This window comes from Thermomonas alba, from assembly GCF_022419205.1.
In the GTDB taxonomy this organism is placed as follows: domain Bacteria; phylum Pseudomonadota; class Gammaproteobacteria; order Xanthomonadales; family Xanthomonadaceae; genus Thermomonas; species Thermomonas alba.
The window spans coordinates 103,605-114,711 of the sequence record NZ_JAJOZU010000004.1; the positions used below are offsets into that span (position 1 = coordinate 103,605).

At 70.0% G+C, this 11,107-nt stretch carries 9 protein-coding genes; 6 read left to right on the plus strand and 3 right to left on the minus strand.

The window, feature by feature from the left end:
* Positions 1-109: 109 nt before the first annotated feature.
* The 3 genes from phoR to ppx all read left to right on the plus strand — a co-directional run bounded on the left by phoR (position 110) and on the right by ppx (position 5,364).
* The gene (gene phoR / locus ML342_RS07380) at positions 110-1,435 is read left to right on the plus strand and encodes a phosphate regulon sensor histidine kinase PhoR (RefSeq protein ID WP_240126400.1); all 1,326 of its coding nucleotides are present in this window, start codon (positions 110-112) and stop codon (positions 1,433-1,435) included.
* Entirely contained in the window at positions 1,432-3,510 is a 2,079-nt protein-coding gene (ppk1, locus tag ML342_RS07385; RefSeq protein WP_240126401.1) for a polyphosphate kinase 1, read from the plus strand. Before phoR ends, ppk1 begins: the two co-directional genes overlap by 4 nt.
* Positions 3,511-3,834: 324 nt before the next feature.
* Complete coding sequence (ppx, locus tag ML342_RS07390; RefSeq protein WP_240126402.1) at positions 3,835-5,364, plus strand: exopolyphosphatase; 1,530 nt, start codon at positions 3,835-3,837, stop codon at positions 5,362-5,364.
* A 37-nt stretch (positions 5,365-5,401) separates the two neighbouring features.
* Here the strand turns inward: ppx and ML342_RS07395 are convergent, their stop codons facing one another.
* The 3 genes from ML342_RS07395 to ML342_RS07405 form a co-directional block, all read right to left on the minus strand.
* Positions 5,402-6,997 (minus strand): M20/M25/M40 family metallo-hydrolase, encoded by a 1,596-nt coding sequence (locus ML342_RS07395; protein WP_240126403.1) that lies wholly within the window; start codon positions 6,995-6,997, stop codon positions 5,402-5,404.
* 73 nt (positions 6,998-7,070) lie between these two features.
* Entirely contained in the window at positions 7,071-7,961 is an 891-nt protein-coding gene (locus ML342_RS07400; protein WP_240126404.1) for a carbon-nitrogen hydrolase family protein, read from the minus strand.
* Positions 7,958-8,563, minus strand: coding sequence for a GNAT family N-acetyltransferase (locus ML342_RS07405; RefSeq protein WP_240126405.1), 606 nt, complete (start codon positions 8,561-8,563; stop codon positions 7,958-7,960). The genes ML342_RS07400 and ML342_RS07405 overlap by 4 nt, the downstream gene beginning before the upstream one ends.
* Positions 8,564-8,601: 38 nt before the next feature.
* Between ML342_RS07405 and ML342_RS07410 the strand changes: the two genes are divergently transcribed.
* The 3 genes from ML342_RS07410 to ML342_RS07420 are packed head-to-tail and all read left to right on the plus strand — an operon-like array spanning position 8,602 to position 11,103.
* A complete protein-coding gene (locus ML342_RS07410) occupies positions 8,602-9,459 on the plus strand; it encodes a 23S rRNA (adenine(2030)-N(6))-methyltransferase RlmJ (RefSeq protein WP_240126406.1) in 858 nt (285 codons plus the stop codon).
* A 55-nt stretch (positions 9,460-9,514) separates the two neighbouring features.
* Positions 9,515-10,456 (plus strand): DUF808 domain-containing protein, encoded by a 942-nt coding sequence (locus ML342_RS07415; protein WP_240126407.1) that lies wholly within the window; start codon positions 9,515-9,517, stop codon positions 10,454-10,456.
* A 59-nt stretch (positions 10,457-10,515) separates the two neighbouring features.
* A complete protein-coding gene (locus tag ML342_RS07420; RefSeq protein ID WP_240126408.1) occupies positions 10,516-11,103 on the plus strand; it encodes a GNAT family N-acetyltransferase in 588 nt (195 codons plus the stop codon).
* The last annotated feature ends 4 nt before the right edge of the window (positions 11,104-11,107 follow it).

An 11,107-nucleotide genomic window follows, 5' to 3' on the forward strand; every position in this document is an offset into this window, starting at 1 on the left:
CGATTCACCCGCGGCCGCCCCAGCCACGCTCCTGTCTGCGCGTGGCGCCAGCTGACAGCTGGGCCCGCACATGCGGGCGCAAGCGTGCGGAAACCCGGATACTTGCCCCATGCCGTCGATTCCCCGCCACGCCTGGCTGCGTACTCTCCTCCATCTGCTGCTGATCCTCCTGGCCGGGCTGCTGATCGGCCTGGCGCTGGGCCAGCCGTGGCCGGCACTGGCGATCACCGCGTGGGGCGTGGTCAGCTGGCACTACTGGCGGCTGCATCGGCTGCTGCAACGCCTGGCCGCGCGCCAACGCCTGGCGCCGCGTGGCCGCGGCGTCTGGAGTGGGCTGGATGCCCTGCTCTACCGCGGCCAAATCGAAATGCGCACGCGCAAACGCCGTCTTCTGGCGATGCTGCGTGCCTACCGCGCGGTGGCGGCGGCGTTGCCGGACGCGGTGGTGCTGGTGGAGCGCAACAGCCAGCGCATCCTGTGGTTCAACGAAGCCGCCACCCCGCTGCTGGGTCTGCGCTACCCGCGCCACCACGGCACGCCGCTGGCGGACGCCCTGCGCCCGCTGCCGATGGCGCAATGGCTGGCCGCCGGGCGCAATGCCGAGCCGATGGAGGACGTCGCCTCGCCGGCCGATCCCGGCATGCGCCTGAGCCTGCGCCTGCTGCCCTATTCCGATGACCTGTGGCTGCTGCTGGCGCGCGATGTCAGCAAGCTGCTGCGGCTGGAACACATGCGCCGCGACTTCGTCGCCAACGTCTCGCACGAGCTGCGCACGCCGCTGACCGTGATCCACGGCTACCTGGAGATGCTGGACGCCGACGACCATCCCGAGTGGGCCGGCCTGCTGGACGAGATGCGCCGGCAGTCGCAGCGGATGGCGCGGCTGGTCGAGGATCTGCTGACTCTGTCGCGGCTGGAGGCGCGCGACCAGCTGGCCGAGGAACACGTGGCGATGGCACCGATGCTGGCCACCCTGCGGCGCGAGGCGGAGGCGCTCAGCGGCGGCCGCCACCGCATCCGGGTCGAGGACGAGGCCCAGGTGGACCTGCGCGGCGCCAGCAAGGAGCTGCACAGCGCGTTCGGCAACCTGGTCAGCAATGCCGTGCGCTACACCCCGGACGGCGGCGAGATCGTCGTCCGCTTCAGCCGCGAGACCGATGGCGGCGCGGTACTGGCCGTCCATGACACCGGCTACGGCATCCCCGCCGCGCACCTGCCGCGCCTGACCGAACGCTTCTACCGCGTCTCCACCAGCCGCTCGCGCGAGAGCGGCGGCACCGGGCTGGGGCTGGCCATCGTCAAGCACGTGCTGGGGCTGCACGGGGCGCAGCTGAACATTACCAGCGACGTCGGCGCAGGCAGTATCTTCAGCTGCCGGTTCAGTCGCGACCGCGTGCTGCCCCGCGAGCCCTATCTTTCCGACACCACCCCATGACCGCTCCAGCCGTCCCCAATCTGCGTGACCCTTCGCTGTATGCCAACCGCGAGCTGTCGCAGCTAGATTTCAACTTCCGCGTGCTGGCCCAGGCGCAAGACCCGACAGTGCCGCTGTTGGAGCGCCTGCGCTACCTGTGCATCTCCTGCACCAACCTCGATGAGTTCTTCGAGATTCGCGGCGGCGCGGTGCTGCACGCGGTGGATCTCAACCTGCCGGCCGGCGTGGACGGACTTGATCCGGCACGCCTTCTCGGCAAGATCCACGAGCGCGCCGCCAAGCTGGTCGAAGCCCAGTACCGCTGCTTCCACGAGGAGCTACGGCCCGCGCTGATGCAGGAAGGGATCCGCCTGCTACAGCGCGAGCAGTGGACCGCCGCACAGCGCGAGTGGCTGCGCCGCTATTTCCTCGAAGAGATCATGCCGGTGCTGTCGCCGCTGGGGCTGGATCCAGCGCATCCGTTCCCGAAGATCCTCAACAAGTCGCTGAACGTGGTGGTGCTGCTGGAGGGCCGCGACGCGTTCGGACGCGAAGGCCACCTGGCGATCGTGCGCGCACCACGCTCGCTGCCGCGCATCATCCGGGTGCCGGGCCTGGACGGGGGGGACACCGATACCAGCCTGGACTTCGTGTTCCTCAGCTCGGTGCTGTCGGCATTCGTGGACGAGCTGTTCCCGGGGATGACGGTCAAGGGCGCCTACCAGTTCCGGGTGACCCGCAACTCCGAGCTGATCCTGGACGAGGACGACGTAGACAACCTCGCCCTGGCCCTGCGCGACGAGCTGCTGGGCCGTGGCTACCTGCGCGCGGTGCGCCTGGAGATCGACGAGCGCTGCCCGCAGGACATCGTGGATTACCTGCTGGCCAACTTCGACCTGCCGCCGAACGCGGTGTACAAGATCAACGGCCCGGTCAATCTGAACCGGGTGATCCAGGTCTACGACCTGGTCAAGCGCCCCGACCTCAAGTTCCGCCCGTTCACTCCGCGCCTGCCGCGCGAGATGGAGGGGATGTTCGAGGCGATTCGCCAGGGCGATGTGCTGCTGCATCACCCCTATGACGCCTTCACGCCCGTGCTGGAGCTGATCCGCCAGGCCGCCGAAGACCCGGACGTGCTGGCGATCAAGCAGACCCTGTACCGTACCGGCAAGGATTCCCCGATCGTCGATCATCTGATCCAGGCCGCGCGCAACGGCAAGGACGTGACGGTGGTGGTGGAACTGCGCGCGCGCTTCGACGAAGAGGCCAACCTCGGCCTGGCCGACCGTCTGCAGGATGCCGGCGTGCAGGTGGTGTACGGCGTGGTCGGCTACAAGACCCACGCCAAGATGCTGCTGATCGTGCGCCGCGAGGGCAGCGGCCTGCGCCGCTACGCGCACCTGGGCACCGGCAACTACCACAGCGGCACCGCGCGCGCCTATACCGACTTCAGCCTGATGACGGCCGATCCGGACATCACCCACGACGTCCATCTGATCTTCCAGCAGCTGTCCGGGCTGGCCGCGCCGCTGACGCTCAAGCGCCTGCTGCAGTCGCCATTCACCCTGCACCAGGGCGTGCTGGAACGGATCGCGCGCGAGACGGCGCATGCGCGTGCCGGCAAGCCAGGCCGGATCGTGGCGAAGATGAACGCGCTCAACGAACCGACGGTGGTGCGCGCGCTGTACGAGGCCTCGCAGGCCGGTGTGGAAATCGACCTGATCGTGCGCGGGGCCTGCGCCCTGCGCCCCGGCATTCCGGGCGTCTCCGAGCACATCCGGGTGCGCTCGGTGGTCGGGCGATTCCTCGAGCATCACCGGGTGTGGTGGTTCGGCAACGATGGCCGACCGGAGCTGTTCTGCTCTTCGGCCGACTGGCTGGAGCGCAACCTGTTCCGCCGGGTCGAAGTCGCCTTCCCGATCAAAGACCCGCTGATCGCGCACCGCGTGCATCGCGAAGGCCTGCTGAACTACCTGGCCGACAACCAGAATGCCTGGCAGCTGCATCCTGACGGCCACTATGAGCGCTGCACGCCGGCTGCGGGCGAAGTCGCATTCTCGGCCCAGCTCAGCCTGCTGGAAGAGCTCTACACCTAGGGAAGGTCTGAACAACGCCATCCAGGCGTTGTCAGCCCACGCCGAGTCCGGTACAGGCCCGGACTCGGCTCACACGCATCGATCACTCGCGTGATCGATGCGTGGCCGGCCCTCCATGGCCGGCAGGAACCTCTGAGTTGATCAGAGGTCCCCTAGCAGTCCTGGTAGTCCGCAAAAGCCGCGCAGACCGGCGCGAGAGATGGCGCGCATGGGCTTGCCGGAGCGCATGCGGCGGTGCCGAATGGACTGAACGGACGGTGATCATTGCCAGGCCCACACAGTTCCCGTCGATAATGCCGGCTACCACCCGCACACGCCTTCCGCATGCCTGCCACTGCCCAGCAACCACCTGCCCTGCGTGACGGCGATTTTCTTGCCGCCGTCGATCTCGGCTCCAACAGCTTTCACATCGTGGTGGCGCAGCGCGTGCTGGGTCAGTTGCGGGTGCTGGATCGCCTGCGCGAGACGGTGCGTCTGGCCGAAGGGCTGAACGCGCTCGGCGGACTGGATCCTGCCGTTCGCGAACGCGCACTGGCCTGCCTTGCGCGCTTTGGTCAGCGGGTGGCGGACATCCCGCGCGGCCAGGTGCGGGCGGTGGCCACGCATACGGTGCGGCAGCTGCGCGATCCGGAGAGTTTTCTGCGCCCGGCCGAAGCCGCGCTGGGACATCCGATCGACGTGATCTCCGGGCGCGAAGAGGCCCGCCTGGTGTATCTGGGCGTGGCCCACGAACAGCCGCCGGCGCCCGATCAAAACCGTCTTGTCATCGATATCGGCGGCGGTTCCACCGAGTGCATCATCGGCCGCGGCTTTACCCCGCTGGAGCGCGAGAGCCTGCAAGTCGGCTGCATCGCCAGCACCCGCCGCTTCTTTCCCGGCGGCAAGCTCGGCCGCAAGCGCTGGCAAGCGGCGCTGACCGAAGTGGAGCTGCAGTTCCAGCAGTTCGCCGCCGCCTACCGCCGCCTGGGCTGGGACGAGGCGATCGGCACCTCCGGCACCCACAAGGCGCTGGCCAACATCTGCGCGGCGATGAAGCTCTGCAGCAAGGGCAGCATCAGCCGCGAAGGTCTGTCGAAGGTGCGCGAGCGCCTGCTGCAGGCCGGACATATCGAAGAAATCGAGCTGCCAGGGCTGTCCGATGACCGCCGCCCGGTGATCGCCGGCGGCGTGCTGGTGTTGGAGGCCGCATTCGCCGTGCTGGGGCTGGAACAGCTGCAGGTGAGCAAGGCCGCGCTGCGCGAGGGCGTGCTGTATGACCTGCTTGGCCGCGGCGGCGCGGACGATCCGCGCGAGCTGTCGGTGGCTGCGCTGATGCAACGCTACGGAGTGGATGCGGCGCAGGCCCAGCGGGTGCAATCCACCACTTTGCAATTGTTCGATCAAGTGGAGGCCGCCTGGGCGCTGGGGCATGAAGAACGCGCCATGCTCGCGTATGCCGCGCGTCTGCACGAGCTGGGGCTGGCGATCGCGCACAGCGGCTACCACGTGCATGGAGCCTACATCCTGGAGCATTCCGACATCGCCGGATTCTCGCAGCAGGACCAGCGCTTCCTCGCCGCGCTGGTGCGCTGCCATCGCCGCAGCGTGCCGAAATCGGCCTTCGAGGGGCTGCCCGACCGCCTGCGCCACAGCGCCCGCCGCTGCGCCGCACTGCTGCGGCTGGCGGTGCTGCTGCATCGGGCGCGCAAAGACGAACTGCCGCCGGGACTGCGCCTGCACGCCGAGGGCGAAGCCCTGACCCTGTCCATGGAACGGCGCTGGCTGCACTCCAGGCCGCTGCTGCGCGCCGATCTGGAAGCGGAGCCCGAAGACATGCTGGGCCTCGGGATCCAGCTGCGGGTCGTCGCCGCCTGATCACCACTCCGGCGGAGCAGCGGCGCAGCTCAGCTCCTCATTCCTGCAGCGGCTTGCGCGGTAGCGGCTGCGGACGGGTCGCGGCGTTGTACACGAACGCGGCCACGATCGCGGACGCCTGCTTGAGGTCGTCGGCCACCGCATGGTCCTGCACGTCCAGGTCGGTGTGATGGACGTGGCTGAAGTAGTCCAGCTGGTCCTGCACGAACTGGAAGCCCGGGATGCCGACCGCATCGAAGCTGACGTGATCGGTGCTGCCAGTGTTGCGCTGGGTGACGATGGTCGCGCCGACGTCGTGCCAGGGCTTGAGCCACTCGGCGAAGATCGGCGCCGCCGCCAGGTTCTCCTGCGCATAGATGCCGCGGATGCGGCCGCTGCCGTTATCGAGGTTGAAATAAGCCGAAATCTTGGCGTACTCGGGCATCCGCACGAGTTTGCCGCGCTGGCTGCGCATGAACGCCGGCAGCGCCTTCTGGGCCGGATCGGACGGCTCTTCGAACTTGGCGAAATGGCGGGCGACATAGGCCTGCGAGCCGAGCAGGCCCTGCTCCTCGCCGGTCCACAGCGCGACCCGGATGGTGCGGTCCGGGCGCGCGCCCACCGCCTTGAGGATGCGCATCGCCTCCATCATCACCGCCACGCCGGCGGCATTGTCGTTGGCGCCGGCGCCGGCGTGCCAAGAATCCATGTGCGCGCCCAGCATCACCACTTCGTCCTTGTGCGGGCCGACGCCGGGAATCTCGGCGATGGTGTTGTAGCCCGGCTGGTTGGTCTCGTCCAGGAAGCGCGAATCCACGTCCAGCCGCAACCTGACCTGTTCCTTGCGCTCGAGCGCGCGCATCACCGTGTTGTAGTGCTCGGCCATCATCACCAGCGCCGGCACGCCCACCGGCTCGCCGGCCTTGCGCGAGCCGCCGCCCATCACCCGCACGATGCCGTCGTTCCAGCTGCTGATCGACACCGTGGCCAACACGCCCTCGTCGGCCAGGTACTGGTTGAGCAGGGGCATCAGCTCCATCCGCGCGCGCATGCGCGCGAGCGCCTCGCCATCCAGCGCACGCGGCTTGGGCAGCGGGAAGGTGAGCAGTTCGTCGAGATCGGCAGCGCCGTAGCGCTGGAAGTCCGGTTTTTCGTTGGGTTTATATGGACGCAGCGGATCGAGAAACACGATCTTTCCGCGCAGCTTGCCCTTCCACTGCTCGAGATCGGCCTTCGACTCCAGCCGGGCGTACATCGCCTCACCCTCGATCGCACCCGGCGTGCCCGGGGTCCACGCCTTGGGCAGGGCGTGCAGCGGCATCGCGCGCGGGCTGAGCATCTCGACGTCGGCGCGGCTGAACTGCCAGCCGCGGCCGAGGTCCTCGACCGCCTCGTCATGCACGTTGGCCAGGCCCCATTGCTGGAACTTGGCGCGGGTCCAGCGGTTGGCCGCGGCCATCGCCGGCGAGTTGGTCAGGCGCGGACCGATCACGTCGGTGAGGTGGTCGAGCAGGTCCATCACCTGCGAGCGCTGGAACGCCTCCTGGCGGATGCGCGCGGTCATGTCCAGATCCACCCGTTCCGGCGCGGAGACGCCCTGCGCGCTCGCCCATCCTGCCGCCAGCAGGGCGCAGGCCAGTATCCATCGCTTCATCGTGTTCCCCGATTCTTTCTCGGCAAAGTCCCGAGTCTGCCAGCTCGCGCCGGCCGCGCTCACGGGCCGATGGTCATGTCCCGGACGCCTGCTGCAGCCGTGCCCGCCGCAACCGCGGCTGCCACTGGCCCGGCCAGTCGCGGTCGTTGGCCACCTGCGCCTGCGCGCGGCTGGCCTCGAGCCGCGCGAAATCGAGCGTCGCCAGCGCCCAGGCATCGGCGTCGCCGGTCTGCGCCAGCACGCCATCGGCCGGCAGACCCACGTCCATCGGCGCCAGCAGCGCGGCGCGGCCGGTGTTCACGTCCAGCGCCGGGCTCCAGTCCGCGCACCCTGCGGTCACCGCCTGCGCCACGTAGATCCGGTTCTCCAGCGCGCGCGCCAGGCAGCCGACCCGCACCCGGGTCGCGCCGGCCTCGGTATCGGTGCAGCTGGGCACCAGGAGCAGCTGCATGCCCGCCTCGCGCTGGGCGCGCACCGGCAGCGGAAACTCGCTGTCGTAGCAGACCGCGATCCCCACCCGCACGCCGTCCAGCACCATCACGTGCAGGGCATCGCCAGGCTCGATCACCCGCGCCTGACGCTCGAAACCGGTGAGCTGCAGCTTGTCCTGCCACAGGTGCGCGCCGTCGGCGCTGAACAGGTCGCTGCGGTTGCGGTAGCGGCCCGGCGCGACCTCCAGCAGGAAGCTGCCGGCGACGATATGCAGCTGCAGGCGTCGCGCCAGCCCCGCGAACAGCGCGATCCAGTCGCCGCGCAGCGCCTGCAGCGCGGCCAGCGAGGCGTGCAGGTCGGTATGAACCGGCGGCGGAAACAGCGCGGCCAGCTCCAGCGCCAGGTACTCCGGCAGCACGGCCAGGCGCGCGCCCTGCGCCCTGGCCTGCGCCAGCAGCGCCTCGATGCGCGCAGCGAAGGCGGCGAAATCGGCCGGCCTCCCGACCGCGTAGCGGCAGGCGGCGACCTTCATGCCACCTGCTCCAGCGGACGCAGCCAGAACGTCAGCGCATGCGCGATCTCGCCCGTGCCGACTTCGTTCCAATGCAGGTGCATGGTCATGCCCGGCTGGCGCACGTAGCCGCGCTTGACCCAGAACGCCTCGTTGCCGCGGTAGGCCGGCGGCCGGCGCGGATCGTCCGGATCCCGATCCACCGCCGCGAACGCGGTCCAGTCGAACCCGCCGAGCGCGCGCGCATGCGCCTCGCGCGCGTCGAAGAACGCATGCCCGATGCCGCGCCCGCGGTAGGCCGGCAGCAGCACCGACTCGCCGCAGTAGAACACCCGCGCCGGGTCGATCCCGCGCGCATGGAATGGCGCCTGGAACGCGGCGTCGTCCTCCGCCAGCGGCAACCCGGTGCTGGCACCGACCGCGCGTTCGCCATCCACGGCCAGCACCACCACGCTGCGCGGGCAGTCGGCGTAGGCGCGCAGGTACTCACGCTCGTAGTCGACGTCGCCGTCGTAGAGGTAGGGCCAGTCGCGGAATACCGCGATCCGCAGCGCGGCGATGGCCTCCAGATGGGGCGCGATCGCCGCGCCGGTCAGGGTGTGCAGGGTGATCGCAGTGGACATCAGGCGATTGTAGCGATGCGCGATGCGACAATGCCGGGATGAACTACCGCCACGCCTTCCACGCCGGCAACCACGCCGATGTGCTCAAGCACGTCGTACTGCTGGCGCTGTGCGATGCCCTGACCGCCAAGCCGACGCCCTGCTTCGCGCTGGACACCCACGCCGGGCGCGGCCTGTACAGGCTGGATGGCGAGGCTGCGCAGAAGACCGGCGAGGCGCAGGACGGCATCGCCCGGCTGCAGGCGCAGGCCCCGCGCGACCCCGCGGTGCAGCGCTACCTGGCGGCGGTGCGCGCCTGTCGGACCAGGCACGGCGCGCAGGCCTACCCCGGCTCGCCCTGGCTGCTGGCGCACGCGCTGCGCGAGGGTGACCGCATCGCCGCCTGCGAGCTGCACCCGGAGGAGGCGCACGTGCTGCGCGCGCAGTTCACCGACGACACCCGAATCGCCGTGCACGCACGCGACGGCTACGCGGCGCTCAAGGCGCTGCTGCCGCCGAAGCACGGCGCCACCCGGTTCGCGCGCGGGCTGGTGCTGATCGATCCGCCCTATGAGGCGCAGCTGGCCGAGTTCGACACCGCGCTGGCCGCGCTGGGCGAGGGCCTGGCGCGCTGGCCGCAGGGCACCTTCGCGCTGTGGTATCCGATCAAGCAGGGCCGCGCGCTGCAGCCGTTCCGGCGCGCCGCCGCCAAGCTGCCCGCGAAGTCCGCGCTGCTGCTGGAGCTGCTGGTGCGGCCGGACGATTCCCCGCTGCGGATGAACGGAAGCGGCCTGCTAGTGCTGAACCCGCCCTGGCAGTTCGATGTCGCCATGCGTCCGCCGCTGGAAGCACTGCGCGCCGCGCTGGGCGAGCCCGGCGCCAGCGCTGGGATCACCTGGCTGAAGCCTCCGCCGTAAACAGACACGCTGCCAGCATGTCAAACTGACATGCTGTGAAGCCCCGAATCCGCCTATGCCTGCCAGCCTGTTCGCCCTGCTCGACGACATCGCCAGCCTGCTGGACGACATCGCCGCCATGACCAAGGTGGCCGGCGGCAAGACCGCGGGCGTCCTGGGCGACGACCTGGCCCTCAATGCGCAGCAGGTCAGCGGCCTACACCCCGAGCGGGAGCTTCCGGTGGTGTGGGCGGTGGCCAAGGGTTCGCTGGTCAACAAAGCCATCCTGGTGCCGGCGGCGCTGGGCATCGCGGCGCTGGAAGGCTGGCTGGCCACGCGCGGGCTGGGCATTCCGCTGATCCTGCCGCTGCTGATGCTGGGCGGCGCCTACCTCTGCTACGAAGGCGCCGAGAAACTGGCCCACAAGCTGCTGCACGGGCGCGACGAGGCCGGCCACCACGCCGCGCTGGCCCAGGCAGTAGCGGACGCCGCAGTGGACCTGGTGGCGTTCGAGCGCGACAAGATCCGCGGCGCGATCCGCACCGACTTCATCCTCTCCGCCGAGATCATCGTCATCGCCCTCGGAACGGTGGCGGCCAAGCCTCTGCCGGTGCAGCTGGGCGTGCTGGTGGCGGTGGCGCTGACGATGACGGTGGGCGTGTACGGGCTGGTGGGCGCCATCGTGAAACTGGACGACATCGGCGTGCATCTGGCCCAGCCCGGCGCCAGCCGCGGGCGCGCCGCACTGGGCCGCGGCATCCTCGCCTTCGCCCCGCGCCTGCTGAAGGCGCTGTCGGTGGCCGGGACCGCGGCAATGTTCCTCGTCGGTGGCGGCATCCTGGTGCACGGCATCGGCCCGCTGCACCACGCGCTGCAGGGCCTGACGGCGGTGCCGCCGGGCTGGCTGTGGACGGCCTTGGCCAACGCCGCCTTCGGGGCGGTGGCCGGCGCCGTGGTGCTGGTCGCAATGACCCTGCTGACCCGCCTGCGCGGCCTGCGCCCCCCGGCCGGCGGCTGACCCGTCGCGCAGACACGCGCCGTTCATTTTTTTAACCCGCCGCACGCGATGATGCCGCCATGGCCCGCCGCAACCGCATGCCTCCCTGGCACGAACACGTTCGCCTGCAGAATGGGCGCGAGCTGCTGATCCGTCCGATCCGGCCGGAGGACGCCGCCCCCATTCGCGCCGCTTTCACCCTGCTGGAGCCGGACGAGATCCGCCAGCGCTTCCTGCACCCGATGAAAGAGCTCAGCCCCAAGCAGGCCGAGCAGCTCACCCGGCCGGATCCGCGCCGCGACTTCGCCCTGGTCGCGGCCGAGCCGCTGCCGCCGGGCGAGGCGCTGGTGGGCGCGGTGGCCCGCATCTCGATCCAGGACGGCGGCGAGGAAGCCGAGTTCGCCATTCTGGTCAGCCATTACATCAACGGGATGGGCCTCGGCCGCCACCTGATGCGGCGGCTGGTGCGCTGGGCCAAAGGCCGCAAGGTGCGACGCATTTTCGGCCACGTGCTGGAGAGCAATCTGCCGATGCAGGCGCTGGCTGCGTCTCTGGGATTCCGCCGCGAAGCCACCCTGGAACCGGGCCTGGTGCGCGTGGTGCTGGACCTGCCGCCGCCCAAACCGAAAGCCCCGGCATCGGCGCCGCCGGCACCGCCTGCGGCCTGAGCCA